Annotated in this window: 25 protein-coding genes; all 25 read right to left on the bottom strand. The window is 40.1% G+C overall.

The features are described 5' to 3' along the window. Positions 1-101: 101 nt before the first annotated feature. Complete coding sequence (locus ACYFX0_RS19250; RefSeq protein WP_460271455.1) at positions 102-947, bottom strand: hypothetical protein; 846 nt, start codon at positions 945-947, stop codon at positions 102-104. A gap of 18 nt (positions 948-965) precedes the next feature. After that, positions 966-1,190 carry a hypothetical protein gene (locus tag ACYFX0_RS19245; protein WP_460271453.1) on the bottom strand — a complete coding sequence of 75 codons (225 nt, stop codon included), beginning with the start codon at positions 1,188-1,190 and terminating at the stop codon, positions 966-968. Positions 1,191-1,275: 85 nt separating this feature from the next. After that, positions 1,276-2,304, bottom strand: a complete 1,029-nt coding sequence (locus tag ACYFX0_RS19240) for a helix-turn-helix domain-containing protein (protein WP_460271451.1) — start codon at positions 2,302-2,304, stop codon at positions 1,276-1,278. Positions 2,305-2,402: 98 nt separating this feature from the next. Continuing rightward, positions 2,403-2,969, bottom strand: coding sequence for a hypothetical protein (locus tag ACYFX0_RS19235; RefSeq protein ID WP_460271449.1), 567 nt, complete (start codon positions 2,967-2,969; stop codon positions 2,403-2,405). 18 nt (positions 2,970-2,987) lie between these two features. Then, positions 2,988-3,269 carry a hypothetical protein gene (locus ACYFX0_RS19230; RefSeq protein ID WP_460271448.1) on the bottom strand — a complete coding sequence of 94 codons (282 nt, stop codon included), beginning with the start codon at positions 3,267-3,269 and terminating at the stop codon, positions 2,988-2,990. Between the two features lie 100 nt (positions 3,270-3,369). Continuing rightward, a complete protein-coding gene (locus ACYFX0_RS19225) occupies positions 3,370-4,026 on the bottom strand; it encodes a hypothetical protein (RefSeq protein WP_460271446.1) in 657 nt (218 codons plus the stop codon). Between the two features lie 85 nt (positions 4,027-4,111). Next, positions 4,112-5,134, bottom strand: coding sequence for an endonuclease (locus tag ACYFX0_RS19220; protein WP_460271444.1), 1,023 nt, complete (start codon positions 5,132-5,134; stop codon positions 4,112-4,114). Between the two features lie 82 nt (positions 5,135-5,216). After that, positions 5,217-5,711 (bottom strand): macro domain-containing protein, encoded by a 495-nt coding sequence (locus ACYFX0_RS19215; protein ID WP_460271442.1) that lies wholly within the window; start codon positions 5,709-5,711, stop codon positions 5,217-5,219. A 76-nt stretch (positions 5,712-5,787) separates the two neighbouring features. Continuing rightward, positions 5,788-6,090: a hypothetical protein gene (locus ACYFX0_RS19210; protein WP_460271440.1), complete on the bottom strand. Its 303-nt coding sequence runs from the start codon at positions 6,088-6,090 to the stop codon at positions 5,788-5,790. A gap of 24 nt (positions 6,091-6,114) precedes the next feature. Continuing rightward, positions 6,115-6,654, bottom strand: coding sequence for a hypothetical protein (locus ACYFX0_RS19205; RefSeq protein WP_460271438.1), 540 nt, complete (start codon positions 6,652-6,654; stop codon positions 6,115-6,117). Then, positions 6,651-7,133, bottom strand: a complete 483-nt coding sequence (locus tag ACYFX0_RS19200) for a DUF4429 domain-containing protein (protein ID WP_460271436.1) — start codon at positions 7,131-7,133, stop codon at positions 6,651-6,653. The genes ACYFX0_RS19205 and ACYFX0_RS19200 overlap by 4 nt, the downstream gene beginning before the upstream one ends. A 25-nt stretch (positions 7,134-7,158) precedes the next feature. Next, complete coding sequence (locus tag ACYFX0_RS19195) at positions 7,159-7,755, bottom strand: hypothetical protein (RefSeq protein WP_460271434.1); 597 nt, start codon at positions 7,753-7,755, stop codon at positions 7,159-7,161. A gap of 360 nt (positions 7,756-8,115) precedes the next feature. Then, complete coding sequence (locus ACYFX0_RS19190; RefSeq protein ID WP_221660394.1) at positions 8,116-8,367, bottom strand: hypothetical protein; 252 nt, start codon at positions 8,365-8,367, stop codon at positions 8,116-8,118. A 3-nt stretch (positions 8,368-8,370) separates the two neighbouring features. Next, positions 8,371-9,219 (bottom strand): hypothetical protein, encoded by an 849-nt coding sequence (locus ACYFX0_RS19185; protein WP_460271432.1) that lies wholly within the window; start codon positions 9,217-9,219, stop codon positions 8,371-8,373. A 19-nt stretch (positions 9,220-9,238) separates the two neighbouring features. Next, a complete protein-coding gene (locus ACYFX0_RS19180) occupies positions 9,239-10,249 on the bottom strand; it encodes a hypothetical protein (RefSeq protein ID WP_460271430.1) in 1,011 nt (336 codons plus the stop codon). A 167-nt stretch (positions 10,250-10,416) separates the two neighbouring features. Next, positions 10,417-12,741, bottom strand: coding sequence for an HNH endonuclease (locus ACYFX0_RS19175; RefSeq protein ID WP_460271428.1), 2,325 nt, complete (start codon positions 12,739-12,741; stop codon positions 10,417-10,419). Between the two features lie 94 nt (positions 12,742-12,835). Further along, positions 12,836-13,765, bottom strand: a complete 930-nt coding sequence (locus tag ACYFX0_RS19170) for a hypothetical protein (RefSeq protein ID WP_460271426.1) — start codon at positions 13,763-13,765, stop codon at positions 12,836-12,838. After that, positions 13,755-14,366, bottom strand: coding sequence for a CHC2 zinc finger domain-containing protein (locus tag ACYFX0_RS19165; protein ID WP_460271424.1), 612 nt, complete (start codon positions 14,364-14,366; stop codon positions 13,755-13,757). The genes ACYFX0_RS19170 and ACYFX0_RS19165 overlap by 11 nt, the downstream gene beginning before the upstream one ends. Before the next feature lie 60 nt (positions 14,367-14,426). Further along, the gene (locus tag ACYFX0_RS19160) at positions 14,427-14,756 is read right to left on the bottom strand and encodes a hypothetical protein (protein WP_221660388.1); all 330 of its coding nucleotides are present in this window, start codon (positions 14,754-14,756) and stop codon (positions 14,427-14,429) included. Positions 14,757-14,841: 85 nt separating this feature from the next. Then, positions 14,842-15,273, bottom strand: coding sequence for a hypothetical protein (locus ACYFX0_RS19155; protein WP_460271422.1), 432 nt, complete (start codon positions 15,271-15,273; stop codon positions 14,842-14,844). Between the two features lie 29 nt (positions 15,274-15,302). Further along, positions 15,303-15,545: a hypothetical protein gene (locus ACYFX0_RS19150; protein WP_460271420.1), complete on the bottom strand. Its 243-nt coding sequence runs from the start codon at positions 15,543-15,545 to the stop codon at positions 15,303-15,305. 35 nt (positions 15,546-15,580) lie between these two features. Further along, entirely contained in the window at positions 15,581-17,068 is a 1,488-nt protein-coding gene (locus ACYFX0_RS19145) for a DnaB-like helicase C-terminal domain-containing protein (protein WP_460271418.1), read from the bottom strand. A 13-nt stretch (positions 17,069-17,081) separates the two neighbouring features. Next, a complete protein-coding gene (locus tag ACYFX0_RS19140; RefSeq protein WP_221660384.1) occupies positions 17,082-17,855 on the bottom strand; it encodes a DnaJ-like cysteine-rich domain-containing protein in 774 nt (257 codons plus the stop codon). 100 nt (positions 17,856-17,955) lie between these two features. Continuing rightward, a complete protein-coding gene (locus tag ACYFX0_RS19135; RefSeq protein WP_460271416.1) occupies positions 17,956-18,579 on the bottom strand; it encodes a hypothetical protein in 624 nt (207 codons plus the stop codon). Positions 18,580-18,627: 48 nt separating this feature from the next. Then, a complete protein-coding gene (locus tag ACYFX0_RS19130) occupies positions 18,628-19,533 on the bottom strand; it encodes a hypothetical protein (protein WP_460271414.1) in 906 nt (301 codons plus the stop codon). Positions 19,534-19,553: the final 20 nt, after the last annotated feature.

Here is a 19,553-nt window from a genome sequence, read left to right as displayed (position 1 = left end):
CTCTCTTTACTCTTGTTGTGTTTAGTATACCAGTTTATTATATTTTAGTCAATAATAGGCAAAAACCCGCAGGGCGTTAAGCTCTACGGTTTACTTTTTTATTACACTAATCCATCTACGTAACTCATGGCTGCCACTTCTGACTCAAACACGAAATCATCATTGAAAGCCGTATACTCCCCTATAAAATCATCAAATTTAGCCAGTACCCAACCTTCACCCTCAGGGTTTCGAATTACCTTATACTCTGGCACTTCATCCCCTAAGTACATAACATAAATATGCCGACTCACATGCTCTACAGTATTTACTTCTTCCCAAGCTGCTACACCTTCGGTAGATTCAGTACCCACAGTAGTTTCCCCAGCTCTTTGTTTATGTAATATATCAGGAATTTCAAGCATATCTGCCATTTGCTGATACCCCTCCGAACCTTTAAGGTTGTGGAATGTTCCACCCACTAACCAATCTGTCTCGTTTACATGGCTTTTTTCTAACTTGTTTCTAAAGTCCTCAGCCACACCACCAAGAACCTGTGGAATCTCCATTTTATCATCCAAGAAATCTACACAATCCGTTAACATGATGTGGATTGCATGTACACCCTTTGTATTCAGCAGCGTGTACCCGTCCTTGTAGCGTTTGTAGCTATCAAAGGCAAATGACCACTTATACCATACAGCCTCCCAGACAGACGTTATAAGCCCTTTAAACGCTACCTCTAAACACATCAAATCGTACACATCTCTTGGAATATCGATGACATCCAATACTTTAGATACAACCGGATATAAAGAATCACCTAACTCCTCGACAGTTGCTATATGTTCCTCCACATTTCGGTTTTCACTACGTAACCCTCGCCACACCGTAATCCCTGCATCGGACATCATATAGTCCGCCACATTTGCCGAAATAGATTTTGCTAAGCTCACATTATTTAACACGTAAACCACTCCTTATAGTTATACTAAATACTTAGGGTCAATAAATTCCTCTTTGATATTTTTATTTAACCAATCCACTGCACCTTGTTTGGTAGAGTAGCAGACCAAACATAAATCATCCCCATCATACATAAAGTTCTCATCGACATACTCTTTTTTATTGTCGTTTACAATACGCAAGACAGTAACTTTACCATCCTCCTTTATATACGGACAGTACACCACATCATCTCTTTTATACACATCCTCACGCCCTTTTCTTAACTTTCTACATTTAGTATACCAAATGTTTATATTTTAGTCAACAATTGTATAAAAAAGAAAGAGACTACCAACCAGTCCCTTTCATGAAATCTTTTATTTTTTCTACCTCTGCGTTTCGACACACAAGGAACGCATTCCCTATACTGGAAGAAGTTAGAATCGCCTCTGGTGCTACCCTTACACATTGAACAACCAAATCCCGAACCGCCCCGACCATATTCGGTCTACACCCGACCCTTATATCGTTTTGCTTTACATATAAGGTTGCACTAACAACAAGATGACCCTTTAAAAAACTTTTATTGTACTTCTTATCTATATCCGGCATACGTATCTCGTTTTTAAGCCCCAACCCTAATTCCTTTAACCTATCGTATATCTTTTTAGAGAAAATCCGGTCTTTATAGCAATTATCCGTCACCGAGAACCAAATCGATTCGTTTGGCTTGTTTGTTAACTCCCCGAATATCTCTTGAATCACATTTACCTCCCGTGTGTTTGCAATTATCTGTAAAGAGTAGGAGTTTCGATGGTCTAACAACGTTCCCGAAGCAAAGATAAGCCCCAATACATATGCTTTTCTCTCCGAATCGATAACATCAAAGTAGTCTTCCTTCACCTCATACGTACGAAGCGACTCACTGTACGTTCTGATTGTTACCCCTTCTTCATTTAGGTAATTTAACACCGTTTGGGGGGAAGCCTTCGTCTCGTTGCTAATATCCCGTAAATCAAACCCACTCTCGTACATGCGTTTAAACGTAGGTAATAAATGTTCAAATACCCGTTTACCCTGTCTTTCCCTTTTAATCCCCTTTTCCCTAGCCAACACCCTTGAAACTGTAGAACAAGATACCTTGTATTTCTTTGCAATCGCGGTTTTGCTTACGCCGTCTGTATATAAACGGTGCCATTCATCTACTGTCTCCTTACTTGTACCCTTATCGCGCACCTCAACCTTATCTTTTAAACGCCTTCTAACCGTAGTAGCATCTACACCATATTTACGGGCAACCTCTTTAAAAGACAACCCGCTTTCATAAGCATCTTTCCACATACCTACCTGTTCTGGAGTAGCCCCTTTTGCCGCCATATGAACCCGCCCTTTACTAGTATCTTTCATTAAAGGATACCAGTTATTTATATTTTAGTCAATATTTTTACATAAAGAAAAGGGATGCAAGCGCACCCCTATTTTAACCAGTAACTTAGATTCCCTTTAACCTTCATTGGCTCCGTATCTCTTTCCGGAAACAAGCGTGTAGGATGAATTAACCCCGGCTTTACATTTTCCAGTAACCAAGCAACTGCCTCATCTTCCGTAGAGAAAATTAAGCTGTACCCGTTTCTATCTGTAATGAAGTTGTCCATATCATACTCGGACGTATCTTCATCTAGAATACGTACAACATCGACCTTACCCTCAGAAGTATATAGTCGGTATGTATCTAAATGACTACCCTCCACCTTCTCTCTCTGCAGTACTTCGTCCTTTAACCAATACGTTCTGTTGACCGCAGGTTTGGTTAACTTATCTAGGTAATCAGCATGGATTAATTCTGTCTTTACGTTCTTCCATAACCAAGCAACTGCCTCAGCCTCTGTAGCGAATTGCAAATAATTCCCGTCTACGTCCGTCATGAAGTAATCCTCTCTACGTACTCTCGGGTCTTCACTATTTAACTCAATAATACTCATTTTACCTGCCTTAACATAAGGTCTAAAGCATACTGACGTTGTTTTAACATCTGTTCTCATATGTATCTCCCCCAATTTTTACTTTAACCAATAATCCGGATTATGTTTTGGTGACGTAGACCCCACGTTCATCTCCAATTCACGTAGTGCCTCTTTATGGTCATCATGAATTAACTCCGGTTTTACAAACAACCTCATGAAGTTAAGCGCAGCCTCTTCCGTTTCGAATCTATACTGCGTTCCTTTAGGTGTAACCAAGAATTTATCTTGGTCATAGTTGATTTCATCACTGTCACCTAAGCAAATGACCATCAGTTTGTCATCTACCTCCATAAGTTTATAGTACACCCCATCATACATTTACCCAACCCACTTTCTTTCTGTTCTTTCCTTACTATACCATTTATTTATATTTTAGTCAATATGTTTTGCAAAAGAAAAAGGATGCAAACGCAACCCATCAACGAGAGAATCCCGAAGGTGAATACGATTCCCCAGAATTACCCGAAACTACACTTTCACTGTACACCGTGTACCCTGCTTTCTCTAAATAATCCGGGTGTATCGTCCGCATTCTTAATTTAGCAGCCATCCAATCAACTGCTTCTCCCTCACTATCGAAAACAAGTTCACTTCCATCAGCGTTATCCATGAATGCGTACGGATTGTATTCTGATATATCTCCACCCAGTATACGTACCACAGTCACTTTACCCTTCTGTATATACAGTCGATACGTTACCAGATTTACCACTTCAGCTGTTACCTCTCCAAGCTCCACTTCCTGTGTGTCCCGTAACACCTTAGATGAACCTATATGTAATACTTTTTCTTGTTTCAATACTTCGTCCTTTAACCAATACTCTCGGTTGCTAGAGGGTCTGATTAGTTTTGATACATATTCCCCATGAATTAATTCCGTTTTTATGTTATCGCATAACCAAATTACTGCATCCCCCTCTGTAGCAAACTGCACGTAATTTCCCTTTGCATCTACCATAAAATTCTCATTTATATATGCAGAAGTATCTGTACTGTTTACCTCGACAATACTCATGTTCCCTGCTTTCATATACGGTCTAAAACATACAGAACTTATAGCCTTCAATTTCACCATAACCACCTACCTCCATCTTCTTTGTCTTTGTTTTACTATACCATTTATTTATATTTTAGTCAATAAATCGTAAATAAGAAAGAGACTAGCAACCAGTCTCTTTCACAAACTTCATTATTTTTTCTACCTCATCGTTTCTATAGACAACAATCCTATCATCTGACCCCGTAAAGCTTTTAATGGCGTCCGAGTTTACCCCCACAATCTGTACAATCATGTCACGTAATTTACCTACATTATTCGGTCTTGCTGCTACAAAGAGATTATTTAACTTTTCATCTAGTGTTACACGCCCCACAAGGTAGCCACGCAAGAACTCAGAACGATATGCACCCGTAAGGTCTGGAAACGTCATTTCGCCCCTAAGACCCATTCCTAGACGTTTTAAAGACGTATATAATTTTTGCGAGAAAATACGGTCTTTATATTTATCCCCATCGTTCATAATATCCTCTAATTTTCTATCTGTTAACTCACGAAATACCTCACCTATAACATGTGCTTTCACATTCGCTCCTGATACCTGCAACGACTGAGAACTGTGATGCTCTAAAAGCGTTCCAGAAGAAAACACTAACCCTAACATATACGCTTTTCTACTCGAATCAATAGCATCAAAATAATCTTCTTTTACCTCATGGATACGAGAAGTTTCACTATACGTACGAGCCGTAACACCCTCATCGTTTAAGTAGTTCAACACTGTTTGTCTAGAAGCTCCTGTTGCTTTACTAATATCCGTAAGGTCAGCCCCGTCCTTATACATTTGAATAAACGTAGGGAGCAGATGTGCATATTTCTTTCTGCCTGCCTTTTTCTTTACCCCTTTCTCTTTTGAAAGGATATTCCAAACAGTAGTTTTTGTTACATTATACTTCTTTGCAATTGCAGCATTCGTCCAACCCTCTAGGTGTAGTTGATACCATTCATCCGCATACTTTTTGAACGGTGACTTCTCACGGAACTCTACAACTCCCTTAAGATGATACTTAACCGTAGTTTTATCAACATTATGTGTCTCGCCAATCTTACGTAATGAAGCCCCACTTTCATACTCTTTCTTCCATACCGCCACATCTTCTTTTGTTATATCTCTCGATTTTGCCATTTGAACCCGCCCTTTACTGTCTTGTTGGTTATACTATACCACTTAATTATATTTTAGTCAACTTTTGAAAGGTAAGAAAGGTTTATCTCATTAGATATCCCGAACCTAACATCACAATGTAGAAAATCAGATGTGATTTTCCTAACTTACTTTCGTACAACTGAAGTACCTCATCATCTTTAACCTTTCCCGTACCTGCCCCAAGTAACGGTATCGCCACCGTCTTAACCTCTTCCTCTTCGCAGAGCCTCACTATATTCTCCAAGCACTTCTCTACAACATCAAGAGTAGACGTTTGTCCGGGCTTTTCCATCGTCACCGCATGCAATAACCCCGAAGGAAATCCTAGCGAACCAGAAGACGTTAGAAACACATCCCCACAACCTACACTCCGTTTTCTTGCTTCTTTCTTTGCTTCCTTTTCGATACTAGGGTCTGCGTAATGTATCGTTTCTGCTACACCCCTCATAAGGATAACCCTCCCCAACAGTCCGCCCATCCACCCTTTACTGTTTGCAGCGTTCACAAGAAGTTCTGCTTCCACAGATATTACATTACCCTTTATATGTTGAAACATTCTTTTACATCCCCTATACCTTATACCTTTGATTCCCTAAACAAAAAGACTACCGATTTGGCAGCCTTATCCTCTTCTATTTCTTTAAAAAATAGTTTGGATTGTATTTAGGTAAAAGTTTGTAGCCATCATTTATCAATTCTGGTTTCACATTATCGAATATCCAAGCAACTGCTTCCGTCTTATCTGGAAACTGCAACGGCTTTTTATCCTCCCCAACCATGTAATGCTCTTCTCGTTCCTTATACGTCTCATTATCTTTCACTAGGTGTGCATGTAATTTTCCTCCCGCCATATACACCATCCAACAACTTTCATCTGGCTTAGCTTCTTCTATTTCAATTTCTTTCTTTTTACTTCTCCCAAATAACCCTAACAACCCGAAAACCTCCATCCGTATGTATTAATTCAACCAGTAGTCCAGATTATCACTGACCCTATCAGACGACCTTGTTGCCGCTCTTAAGTATTCGCTATGGGTTAACCCATGTTTTACGTTCTCGAGCATCCACTCAACCGCTGACGGTTCAGAATAGAAAATAAGACTACTTCCATCCCTATCGGTAATGAATTTATTCTTATCGTATTTCGATTCATCCCCATCTTCAATACGTACAACCCTCACCTTACCACCAGTCACGTATAGTCGATACATATCCAAGGCATATCCCTCTTTATCCTTTAACCAGTACTCTCGGTTCTGTTTAGGGTTGACTAGTTTATTTCGATATCTAGCAGCAAGTAAATCAGGTTTGATATTCTCCAATAACCACGCTACTGCCTCATCTTCGTCATCAAACTGCAGGATATGCCCACCCTCATCAGTCATGAAATAATCCTCTTCAAAGGACTGTACCGTCTTACTGTTTAAGCACAATACATCCATCTTCCCATTCACCATATACAATCTGAAAAACATAGATTCTGTATTATCCATCTTCATGTGTTAATCCTCCTGTATTCTAATAAAGTCTTTTTCTTTTCGGTGAACTCTTCCAAAGTTATACGTCCTGTAGATAGTAACCACTCCTGCCGCTCGATTTCAGCATCTACCTGAATTTTAGCAGCCTCTCGTTTGCGTTTATCTTCAAGCGCTCGTAAGTCATCTATATTCTTTTTAAGCTCCTGTATCATACCGTACTCAGTATCTGTAAATATAACTGCATGTTTATCGTTTAATGCGAGTAACAAGCTGCCTCCAACTGAAGAACATCTTCCCGGTAGAATAAAATGAATAAACCCGCTACTAAACCCCGGTTCTTTTATCTCCATTCCTAACAGTTCAAGCACATCGAAAGTGACATCCCCGTTAAACCAGTAATCGAGGGACGACATGAATCCAACTCTCCGAATCCGTAACGTAGTCCCATCAAGTTCAACCCTTGTTTTACGTGCTTCCTTAAATTCATAGACTTTAACCATGTACACCCCCTCCTCCTGTTTTTAACTACGCTTTCTTACGTCTATTGCTACCTAAGCTTAACACATTACCGCCAACCGCTTTCTTTGTTGGCATTCCGCTATCCGAAGTACTTCTTAGCCCTCTTGGAGCAGAAATTCCTCGTGCCTTTTTAGCCGTCTTTTTATCCATAGGATTCTCAGCAATTTTTGCTTGCTGAAAGAGACTGTTAAAGCTACCTGCAATCGTAACTCCTTTGCTCATACCATTTAAATACTTTTTAGCTAAATTCTTTGTTCCTTTTATCACTTCAAATCCAACTTGATACCCAACATCTACCATAGCATCAAGGTTTGGAATAATAACCTCGTAATACGGTTTACGTATATCTGAATAACTACGCTTACCTGCCCAGTCAAATATATACTGGTTTTGGTTCATAAATTTTACTTCATCCAAATCTTCATCTATAACTGCCTGAGATGCCCATTTCCACGCCTCTAAACTATATTCATAGTTAGACAAATTCGGGTCTTTTGGTACAGTTTTCTTATCCTGTATAATTGTATCAGCGCCCTCTTTCACCACAATTCCAAGCAACAATTGGTCACCAATATCTTTATAGTCAAAATAAACCTCATACATAACTATCTTCCTCTCTCAATCCTTTATGTTAGTTTCCCAGTATCTAAGCTCGCCACAACGTCTCACCTGCTGAATTACCCCAACAAATTGTATCACATCAGCGTCCTTTCATACTTACATAACGGAATCAAATCCCCGATAGTCATCACCCCTTTATGACCCCTATCAGCGCCTGACACGCATGCAAACGAAAAGGAATACCATTACACCTATTTACGTTATACAACGCCAAATGGGTACACCTATCACCAGTCCCTAATGTTTTCCCTACACACATAATACTGGATTACAAAACAAAAAACTGTACCCTTGTTATCAAAGTACAGTTTTAATCTTCTCCTTTTTCAGCTCAATTCTCTATCAGCCTATGAGTATCAACAGGTTTGTAAATACCCAAATACCACAAAATACCACAATAAGGCGTAACCCCATGAAGATGAAAATGCGGGAACCTGTATATAAGTAATCTTCAAACATACTAAATCTCGGCATTCGTTCCTCAAAGTTAAACCACCAGTTAGGTTTCATAAAAATAGATAAAACAAGTGCTATTCGAATTGCCACAGCAATCCAACCAAATATCCCTAACCCCTCGTAGAAACTTGTACCCATACGTTATTCACCCCTTAGAAACTCCGGTTTCCAACCATTTTTAACTGCTTCAAGCATCTCAAGAATCCCCTGTGCAAATCCGAACGTCCAAGGTTCATGAGCGTTTATATCCTTCTTCATTTTCTTATACACATACTCGGCAAGAGCCTGACCCATACCACACAACTCCGCAGTACTTCTTAACTGCTCCATAATAGCAGCGTTCCCCACATCTTTTGAAGATGACCTTACAGAACGATTCACCAAGAACATGTAATACACAAATTCATCATGCTTAAACGCAGCGTATTTTTGCTCCTCTGCATGTTCACGAAACCAGTCAACAACACCCTCAAAATAGTTATCCCAGTACTCGTAGTCTTGTGACGTGACATAGTCCTCGGGCGACATTTCCTTGTAGCTCGTAACCATATCCGCCAAGTGTCCTGTACAATTTCTTTCCGATTCATCCGCCGTCAACATAGGTAGAATCTTCACATCTTTCGGACTTAACTTACTGCGGTACGACTCTACCACGTTCGCTAGATTACTCATTACGTACGCACCTACGTTGTAGCTTGTTCCCTTCCCGTGGAAGTTCTGCTTAAACACACGACTATCTCTATCTGTAAAATAACTTAACCCAAAATCAAAGCAGTCTTGGTAGTCCCCACCCTGCACTGCATAATCTGAAAGAAGTTTCCCCAATTTCGCATTGACCTTCTCCCGATTGTTTAACATCCACTGCGCTGCTTTACTACTTCTTAATGTTTGTGCAAACGGATTATCTTGTATAAATCCATTTACAATAACAACTTCCCCGTTAGCTACTTTCCATTGGCAATCTGTTAAACTGTCCCTAGTTAACGCCATCCTTACTTCCCCTCCACATTTAATCTAACAAGTCATTAACCTCTAACCTCGTAAATATTTCCTTTATCTTTAGCATCAATTCATACAAGCTATCGACATCCTGCACAAATTCGCTTCCAGAGAAAACAACTTCCTCAATTTCAACGAATGTTCGATATGAAACCCCTTGTGCGTATCTGATATACCTCTCCTGCTGATTTAAATTTAAATCGAGAAGTGGTAAACCATCCGCCCAACCAACTGCATCTAATCGTTCCTGTAGTCTTCCTTTTTCTGTAGGTACTCGCAGCACCCCTTTACGATACGCTTGGTATACATAGCTCCGGTTAATTATATCTTCCCGTAATTTATTTATCAGCCATGCAACGGTGTACCCACGGTTCTGCGTATAGTAATGCGTCATCTGAATGGTTTTTCTCTTTACATTTCCTTCGCAAATCCTATCAAACCACTCATCTAACCTGTACAGCTCATCATCCGGGTATAAATCCTCTACATCCTTCGAGTTAAATACATGCCCCGATGTATAAAACATCTCTGCAGTGATTCGAACATCGTCCCAAGAATCTTCGTTTTGAATCATAAGGCGTATAAGACTTTTTTCCGTCTTCTGATTCTCAAAAACTGCTCCCCAACGCTTTAGTAAGTTACGTAACACTTCTCGCTTATCATCAAACGTTTTTACTTTAGTTAACGGCACAACCCGTAACCTTTTTACTTTCATTCGAATCAAATCTTTTGCAAGGTCACGACTCTTAAGTTCAATTACGTACACCCTTTTCGCAGGACTTACTCGCTGCATAACATCTATAAATCCCTTTACGTTCTTCTCAACACGTAACCAGATAATTTCCCTTCCGGCATGTAAAGAAGCGTATTGAAACTGTTTTACCTTAGATAACGTACTGCTTGTCACATCTATTCTTCTAATGGGGTACTTTAACCGTCTAGCTACATCCCGTATTCTCCACTCATGGTACGGATTATCAAGATGTATTAAGAGGATATCACCCATTTGTAGCTTAGCCATACAAAAACCCCCAACATTTCTCGGTTTCCTAATAAGTTTACTTTATAGTACCAAAAAACGTTGACGGTTTTATTTGTTTCCTTATCACTTACTGTCTACCACTGCTAAACTCTATACCCGATATCCCTACTGCATGTATTTCCTTTATTTATACATTTCCAATAGATTTACAACTTCCCATAAGACATAATTTCCTCGTGTTGCTCATCGTCCTCTTTCGTCCACTCAATAACCCCTAATTCATCTGTAATATCTCCACCTAAGCCCAAGTCAACTGTAGCTTCTTTGAACTTCTCATAAGGAGATGGTTCAAACATTGCCTCTCCTTTTAAATCGATTCCTGCTTTTAGTATTGCTTTACCGATAGACAGTGTGCCTTTATTTACTAAGTTCCATAAGTCCTCATGGTTCTTACGTATCACCTCAAACGCCATACCACGCATACGTTTCAACATATTTCCTAACACGACAATATGTTTTACATCGCTACGTTTATCATAAGTTTGCTGCGCCGGAATGAATTTCCCAACTTCATAGTCATGTACAAGCTTATGGCAGTTTGCACAAAGCAGAATTAAGTTGAACTTGCTGTCAGAACCTCCGTACTGCACTGCAATAATATGATGGACGTTAAACACACCCATGAAATCCTCTTCCCCTTTACCGTACCCACAGCACTGGCAATGTAAATCCCTAACCTCTACAGACTTACGAATCATTGGGTCAAGAATATGGCGGTTTCCTACCGTTTGTTGCTGCTTATCTACCTGCAACTCTGTTAACTCATCCTTGCTATCTTCACGTAACTTTTCATCGATATCGTCCTCGGACATTTCAGCCTGTTGCAGCTCTTTCTCCGCTTTCTCAATCTCTTTTTCAAGCTTTTTAAACCCTTGCTCGATTGACATCTTCCTCATATCTACCTGTCTGTAAATATCCGGGTAATCGTTCTTCATCTGGTCAATATATTGTGCCTTTAAATACTCCCCAGAACGCCAATTTAAAATACTCTCGACCATATCATTTGTGATATTTTCCTGTGTTCTCTTTAGGAAGTTTGCATGACTTAACTTTTCTGGGAATGTGTATTCCTTCATGTTATTTGTTAACGCTTCATAGAATTTAATTAGTTTTGGCGGCACTGTAGAATCCACTAACACTGGAACTTCTGTGTACCCTAGATTAATACAAGCCTCTAAACGTCTTCTACCACTCAATAACAAATAGCGGTTGTATAAAGGTCTCCCCAAAATATCGTTGTTATCTTCGTCCTTCCTAAACCCTACATGTCTATGAGGTACAACATGGATTGGTTCAAGCAGACCGAAACGATGAATATCTTCCTGTAAGGCAGCTAACTCTAAATCACCCTTCCTTACAATATCGTCCGCACTTCCAACACCTTTAATTTTATCGATTGGCACAACGTCAATCAGATATGTACCCTCATGGTTCCTCGCCTCGATGTGGTTACCTTCTTCATCCTCTAACACGTAATCCAAATTGACCTGCACGTCCGGATTGCCGAATAGTTTCTCTTTTTCCTCTTTCGCCCTCGCAATTGAAGCCTCTATCTCAGCCTTTCTGAGAGCATCCTTTTCGGCATCTTCGGGGGTTACTACACGTATGTCTTCTCTCACAGACCCTGTAGTTGTGTGATATTCTACTCCATCTTTAACCAGTTTTACCGGTTCTGATTTTTCTTCAATGCTGACTTCCTCTGCGAGTGTGCCTTCTACATCTTCCTTAACATCTGCAACTACACTCTCCACAGTCTCGGGTTCAGCCAATTCCTCGTCACTGAAATTCTCAACAACAGATGACTCTTCACTAAGTCCGTCATCTTCCTCTACCAAAGCATTAACCTCTTCTGCAACCTCGTTAAATGACTCAATGACCTTAGAATCCTCATCTCCTAATTGACTGACAAACTCATCGCTACCGAAATCAAAACCTTCCACTTCACTTACCGACTCATTAGAGTCCCCATCTTCCATCTGACCTACAAACTCATCGCTACCGAAATCAAAACCATCAGGTACATCGCTATCTCCATCATTTGTAGTATCAAACGGACTTAAATCAGCAATATTACCAAAATCCTCAACGTCGCCTTTGCTTTCCCTCTCTAAGACGATATCAACACCAGAAGATGAATCTACACCTATAAACGTTTCAACCCCATTTTCGCTATCCTCAGCACCCTCTGTCACAGCATCAAACACATCAGGTATCATTTCATTATCTTCTTTGTTTATATTTTCTCCTTCTTTGCTTTTCACAACATCATCTAAAGAGAACCCTTCATCATCCTCTGCAGCTGCGCCAAACACATCGAAATCATCTTTATCGTCTGCAAAGATATCATCCACCTCTTCATGGGTTGGTGCATCTTCATTAACAGAGTTTTCCTCCTGTTTACTCTTCTCTTCCTCTACCAAACTACCTAATTTATTTAAGGACTCTTGCAGCCCCTCGTATCGTTCACCCATACTTACACCTCTCTATTCTCCTATTAATTGAATTAAAGATTTTCCCCTTATAAAAATAAATAGGGCTGAATCTATTTCAGCCCCTCTGCTCTTTCTATAGTCTCTTTTTACGGCAGCTAATTACCGTAAATGATTCATCTTCCCGTACTAACTTACTTGGTTTGATTCCATTATCGAGCAGCATAACACCCCAGTACTTATACTTCTTAGGTATATGTGTGTATACAACAGAGTCCCTGTGAGATAGAAATTTTCTAAACGTATCATCTACACGCTTCCTTGAATCTAAAGGAATCTCGAACGCCCCACCTATCTCAAACGCATCTCTTACAGGCTTGCGCATCCCATCAATAACCTCATGAATGTTTTCTGGTGTTACCTCACCCTCTACAATATAATCCCAGATTGCTAAGTTTTTATTATACCTTGTTACATCGAAGAAATTACCCCGTTTTCTCTGCTTCATGAGAACCGCAATACCCATACCGATTGCATCCGATTCATCGTCTGTAAACATAGTCACTAACGGGAATACCATTCCTACAAACTTCTGTACTTGCACCTTATGGTCTTTTGTTTTCACGAACTTCTCAGGCTTCGCTAACTCCGATTTCCAACGCATATGGTCAAGACCTAATACTTCAATCTCTTTATCCGTATACGAAATATCCTGTATTTTATGTTTAATATACATTAGTGTTTCCGTTGTTATCATATTTGCTTTATCATATACTTCCTCGTGAAACACTGTACTTACTTGATACGTCTGAGCTAGCTCCCTAACCATATCCGCTAGAGCAAATCCGTACGTCCTTACTGATTCCTTTGCATCCTTCTCAACAACCCCAGACAGAATCAACCTCGAATCCCCATCAAACAATGCATACCCTGTACGTGTTGATTGGTCTAAAAACAGATAGCAAGGGTACGTAATTTTATTGGGGTCTGGCTTCACCCCAGTCTCTGCCGTTTGATTTTTCTTACGCTTGTGTACTAAGTCGTAATACTTCCGTCTATCTTTCACGATTCCTTCCCTCCAACAACTTACGGCGCTCCTCTGCTCGAATGACACTCAGCTCCCTAAGCAGCTCTACATGTGCATCCTTCGCCGTTGTATTTCCTAACCACATATTATCTATAACCTTAAACAGCTTCATTCGGATATCTACATCCTCAACAGCGTTTATTTGTTTTGTTAAATCATTAACCTTTACCCGATACATATCCTCCGTCATACCAGAACCTCTCTGACGTTTAGAAGGGTTTATATGATTCTTCCCATATCGGCTCATGTCTCTTTTATATAAGTTAGGAATTTTAACCCCATATTTTTTAGCTAAATCCCGTATAGCACGTACCTGCGTATACCTTTCATCTTCCTGCTTTATCCTAGCATAATGAATTTCAAGTACCGTACCTTTTACACCGCAACCGAAGCAGTTTCCTGTACCCAATTCATCATCATAGAAGAACGAAGGTGACGAATCATCATGTACCATACACCTTATTTTCCCTTTTTCACCTAAATCGTATCCCAGTTTGTTATCCATCAAGTACTTTGACATAGGTATTTTTTCTTTTAACTCTTCCCGGGCTTTCTGCAGCTGCTCTTCAATAATTTCCACACAATCACCCCCTTAACTCTATTGTACAAAATAAATAAGCAAGGCTCCGCACCCTGCTTATCATCTTCCTTCTGCTCGCATCTTTCTATTCATTTCGTAAATGATTTGCTTTAACCAAGAATGCGGAAGCCATGCATTAGTGAACCCATATGTTAACGACTGTTTAATCTGCACCCCACTATCAGATAACATAAACCAACCCCCAGAAGAATGACTCTCCTTAAAAGGCAACTTACTCCCAAGCTCTCGCTTGTTCTTCGCCTCTATAATATCCTGCACCCCACTGGACAGTAAATAAAATGTATCGTCTGCTTGCACCTCCACCGCATCATCCAATAGATAAAAACCAAAGTTATCATTCTTACTATCTTCAAACGGTATGTAATCCATGTAACCCTACACTCCTTGTCCTATATTTACCCAAACCAATTAACCTAGCTGCAAGTACACCCTATACTTACATGACCATCTTCATTTAATCCTTAATCTTATTGGTATTCTCAATTTCTTGTATTTTACCTTCACCATCATACTTAAACTTAACTTTATAAATACCAGCACTTGATGTGACCTTTTTATAGCCATCTGCATCTTCTACAATCATCTTATCTTTGTTGACATGCAGCTCACGTTCTAACAATACATACATTTTATTTTCTTCCTGCTTTAGCTCATCCATTTTGGCTGCTACCTTCAGCTTTAAGTCTTTATCTGCATTGTCTAAACTGTAGTACGAATAAAGACTTCCTGGTACAGTAATCGCCAATAACACTACCGTCCCGATAATTGATGCCTTAATCTTATCACTATCTAGACCACCTGATGCCGATACACCCCATACTCCTATTATCGAAACTAACCCCATAGCTGCTACACCTAGAGCCATAAATAATGGGAGATTTCCCATAGTTCCTCACCCCTACTTACTTCGACTTTTTACTTACCCCCGTTACTTGCATCTTGACTCTTATTTAGCTCACGTAAAGCAGCTGCTTTATCTAACAACCATGAGACAAATTCATCATCCGTATTAAACTCAACAAAAGTCCCATCAATTATATTATGAGCTTCCTTTACACACTCTTCTCCGTTTCGTGTGTAAGTGACAAATACCCACCCACTGATAATTAACTCTTGTGTCGCAATTGCCACTTGAATACATTTCCCGACATTCCCCAATCCTAACACCCCATTCAACTTAATAGACCCAAGTCCTAGTAGTCATCATCGTCTGTCTCATCAACTTCTTTATCGCAGAAGTAACATTTACCTAAAGACACCTCTGCCATTACGCTCGGGTCTGCATCCCCTAAACGCATCTTACTTTGGAAAATTCTCATTTCAAAGTCATTCTTCATATCTGTATCTTGATAAAGTGTATATACGTGGTCAGATGCACGGTTAATATATTGTGACTCTGTACCACCAATTTTAGAAATTTGTACTCCATCTCCACCTTTAGCTAACTCCGCCTCAGCCTCCGGCTTCAATGCATTCGGTATAATAGCAAGGAATCCAACACCCTTAAAGCTCTTAACCTCGGATTTTATCATATTTACTGCATTTGTTAATTCATTATATCTGTTATTGCTGTCAGACGTATCTAATAGTCCGAAGTAGTCAATAACCAGAATATCGAAATGGAAACCTTCATCCCATACTCGGCTGATATAATCACGTAACTCAGAAGCACGTAATGAACGCCCTTCGATACGTAGTCTTCCTAAGTTTTCGCTCTCTGTCATATCTGTTTCTGCTTCGACCTTAATTGGCTCTCTTTCGAAACTATATGTACCACGAATTAAATCTTTATCCGAAAGGTCTGGGTAATCTCCCCCAGTCTCTAGGATATGTCTAGCTAAGAACATTGGATATATACGAGTAGACTTCTGCTCAAACGATAGATACAACACGTTACTTCCCATAGCCATCCCGTTATACGAGATGTTAACAGCAAAACGAGTTTTACCTACCCCTGTACCCGCCTGTATCGTAATAATTTCCCCTTTATAATAGGCTCTTGCCTCCGAATCAATCGCATCAATTCCAGAGTTTGCAACAGGTACTGAGTTTAACTCCTGCTCCTGCATCTTCCTTTGAATATCTGCTACAGAATCCTTAGACGTATCAATAGACTCACTCAGTAAGGACTCATCTCCATCCACTAACCCACGGATTCTATCGAATGCTTTACGTGCATACACCTGTGCATCGATTGCCCCTTTATAGAAGGTTTTCCCAATCTTCAATCCTTCATTAATAATTTGCATTTGCTTAGCTGCTACATCACGCATGGCTTCCTCTGCCCACGCATCGATGTACAGGTTCATGTTACCTTCCAACTCGTCTTCCATAATCGGCTGCTCAACTAATGCCTCATACTCTGCAAGCAAGTAATCCAGTAATTTTTCCTGTAGTTCTCTATCCGTTAACCCATCTTCTTTGAATAAACTTACACTAGGGCTGTTTACAATAACCGATAAATTGCTCAGTACGATTTGGTGGAACTGGTCATACCCCAACCGCACTTTCATCTGATTGGCTTTCTCCAAAATAGTGTACATTACCCAATATTCGTTTTTAAAGATATTTACGGGAATGCGAGAAAGTAATATACTCGTATTCTTTTTATATGGGATATCTTCATCTTCCCTCGGCAGCATGTATTTAAAAATCTCTGCCTCTGTTATTACAAATGACATACCTTAGTCCCCCCTACCCTCTCGTTTGTGCTAAATGATTTCTAATGTTCATCGCCGTTGCTCCATATATTCCTTGTTGCTCTAACCGACCGAGGTCTCCCTCTTTCGTAGCTTTAACCCCTATAGCATCTGCTAAGAATGCATCGTAACGAGCTAGGTATGCTCCGTCTGTTCTCGAGATAACAAACATAGGCGTTCCCATACGTTCACAGATATCTACCGCTTCTTTTAGCACCACAATATCCGCTCTAGATGGTGAACCTCCTAGCGTTAAAAACGCCACATCTCCCGTTAACTCTTTCTTTAGTTCCCCAAACTGTCTTTTCTCAAGCAGCTCATATAAGTCTTTACTGTCTAACAACTTTGTAGGCTTTAACCCCGCACGTAACAGGTTTTTAATTGCCGTATACGCAAACCATTTCTTACCCATCATATCCGGCGCAGACACCATATAAGACTTCCTTGGAATCCCACCCATGAGTAAGGTTGCTAGCATGATATCTATAAACTCAAAATACGTCTCCACTGTTACATCCCGTAAACTTGGAGGTATAACCATACCCTTTTCTAACTTCTTACGATTATAATTATCAAAACGAAAATACTCGTTCGGTATATATTCTTCAAATAGTTTCTCTAAACTTTTTCTATCCTCAACGATAATGTCATCCTCTGTAGCGATTGTTTTCTTCCCTTTACAAACAGGACATTTTACCTTTTCCATCTTTGACCCTGTTTTAAGAAACAACCTACCACTACCGCTACATCGTTCACATTTCTCACGCACAATCATCACCTCAAACTTACAAATTAAATCTATACCTAGTATAAATGAAAAAGTGACTTGATAATCACATAATGTTATCAAGTCACTCTGTCTATCATGTTCATTGTTTTTTCAGCTTACCTACTTGGCTTTTCGCTAACTGCTCACCGCTTTTATTATCTAATATAGTAAGGCTAATATAAGCAGCACCCGTCTTTTGTAATCCTACATAATCCGCAATGTCATTAGCTCCACTTCCGGCGTTCTGTGCCAATTGCTTCTGTTCATCCTCCTCAAGGTCTAACCACCCTGCCTTATCGACAAGTACTAACACCTTAACCAAGTCACCCTCTTTATCCTTCTTACCAAACTCAGCACGGTAACCCATTACAACGCCGTTACCAACAGTCCCTGCAGGTTCTTTAACATTTAGACCACTTGTAAGTCTATCAATTAACATGTAAGCCTCAGACACCTCAGAGCCTGTTGTTTTTATTTCCTGCTTCACACCGTTTTTAGACGCATCTCCGACCTTCTGTCCGAAGATTAAATCGTTCAACGAACCGATAACCAGAATAGAAATTGCTACGATTGCCAACCACAGCAAAGAGTTTGCCCTCTTAACTGCCTTCTCAGCGTCCCTATTTACCCTCTTTTTTCTAGGCTCCTGCTTCTTTTTTCTTACAGGACTCGGTCTTTTTTGCCCTTTTGTTTGGCTTTTCTCATCTTTATTAAACAACCCCATATACTTTCCTCCTACACAAATAAAGACCCCCTCACGGGAGCCTCTACTTTAAAATCTTCGTAAACGTGATAATACGCTCTGCCACTTACTTGCTCGTATATAAGCGTTTCTATCCATCGCTAACACGCTATTTCTATGATTCCCAGTCGAACTAAATAGCGCAAACGTATCGGGAGCAGTCATCCCTTTCCCTGTATACGTTTCTTCAATGTATTTAGCCATTAATACGAGTGTAATCAGCCCCACATCACGTAACGCTCCACCTACATTAATAAACTCATATCCATCATCTTTCGGCTTTCTAGCCCCCACATAAGGTAAACCACCCTCGGCATCGTAAAGATTTGCTCGGTACTTATTTTCCACTGACCCTTTAACCTGCCCGTAGATATGTAATAACTCATCTTGAATCCCTAGTAACGTTTCTGTAGCAATTTGACTCATATCTTCCGCCTCAACTACACCGGAGGCTTCTAACTCACGGTTTAGCCTTGTCATCACGTACCCTCTAAATAAATCTAGAACCACAACACCTGTCACGTTTAATGCAATGTTATCGGCTTTCCATACGATATCATGCGTCCCATCTTCATTTACCTGTACTTTGCAGTCCACTACCGCTACATGACCGCGATTTTGTTGTGCTAACAAGGGGTTGCATGACGTTTGCTGCGGAGGTCTTGTAAACGTAGAAGCAGGTGCATCAAAATCCTCATTCACACTCTCCATATCTTCATCTACCTCAACGTCCCCAAAATCGAAAATTTCATCCGAATCTCCCGCGTTTTCAGCTGCTTCCTCTTCGTTACCCGTACCCGCATCAAGCGGGATGATATCAGAAAACAAAGCCTCTACTGCCGCTCTATCATGAAATTCTACATTACTATCCGTCCCAAAAAATTTGCTTAATCCATCTTGATTTCTATTGTTATCTTCATTGTTTGATTGACTCATTGTTCCACATCCCTGCCTTA

The organism is Bacillus sp. NEAU-Y102, assembly GCF_054788175.1.
Note: the sequence above shows the minus strand (reverse complement) of the source record. Positions and strands in the feature narration are given on the sequence as shown.

Coding starts and splice junctions, on each gene's coding strand:
- ACYFX0_RS19240 (WP_460271451.1), bottom strand. CDS start 2,304: ATGGCGGCAAAAGGGGCTACTCCAGAACAGGTAGGTATGTGGAAAGAT.
- ACYFX0_RS19235 (WP_460271449.1), bottom strand. CDS start 2,969: ATGAGAACAGATGTTAAAACAACGTCAGTATGCTTTAGACCTTATGTT.
- ACYFX0_RS19230 (WP_460271448.1), bottom strand. CDS start 3,269: ATGTATGATGGGGTGTACTATAAACTTATGGAGGTAGATGACAAACTG.
- ACYFX0_RS19225 (WP_460271446.1), bottom strand. CDS start 4,026: ATGGTGAAATTGAAGGCTATAAGTTCTGTATGTTTTAGACCGTATATG.
- ACYFX0_RS19220 (WP_460271444.1), bottom strand. CDS start 5,134: ATGGCAAAATCGAGAGATATAACAAAAGAAGATGTGGCGGTATGGAAG.
- ACYFX0_RS19215 (WP_460271442.1), bottom strand. CDS start 5,711: ATGTTTCAACATATAAAGGGTAATGTAATATCTGTGGAAGCAGAACTT.
- ACYFX0_RS19205 (WP_460271438.1), bottom strand. CDS start 6,654: ATGAAGATGGATAATACAGAATCTATGTTTTTCAGATTGTATATGGTG.
- ACYFX0_RS19200 (WP_460271436.1), bottom strand. CDS start 7,133: ATGGTTAAAGTCTATGAATTTAAGGAAGCACGTAAAACAAGGGTTGAA.
- ACYFX0_RS19195 (WP_460271434.1), bottom strand. CDS start 7,755: ATGTATGAGGTTTATTTTGACTATAAAGATATTGGTGACCAATTGTTG.
- ACYFX0_RS19190 (WP_221660394.1), bottom strand. CDS start 8,367: ATGGGTACAAGTTTCTACGAGGGGTTAGGGATATTTGGTTGGATTGCT.
- ACYFX0_RS19185 (WP_460271432.1), bottom strand. CDS start 9,219: ATGGCGTTAACTAGGGACAGTTTAACAGATTGCCAATGGAAAGTAGCT.
- ACYFX0_RS19180 (WP_460271430.1), bottom strand. CDS start 10,249: ATGGCTAAGCTACAAATGGGTGATATCCTCTTAATACATCTTGATAAT.
- ACYFX0_RS19175 (WP_460271428.1), bottom strand. CDS start 12,741: ATGGGTGAACGATACGAGGGGCTGCAAGAGTCCTTAAATAAATTAGGT.
- ACYFX0_RS19160 (WP_221660388.1), bottom strand. CDS start 14,756: ATGGATTACATACCGTTTGAAGATAGTAAGAATGATAACTTTGGTTTT.
- ACYFX0_RS19155 (WP_460271422.1), bottom strand. CDS start 15,273: ATGGGAAATCTCCCATTATTTATGGCTCTAGGTGTAGCAGCTATGGGG.
- ACYFX0_RS19145 (WP_460271418.1), bottom strand. CDS start 17,068: ATGTCATTTGTAATAACAGAGGCAGAGATTTTTAAATACATGCTGCCG.
- ACYFX0_RS19135 (WP_460271416.1), bottom strand. CDS start 18,579: ATGGGGTTGTTTAATAAAGATGAGAAAAGCCAAACAAAAGGGCAAAAA.
- ACYFX0_RS19130 (WP_460271414.1), bottom strand. CDS start 19,533: ATGAGTCAATCAAACAATGAAGATAACAATAGAAATCAAGATGGATTA.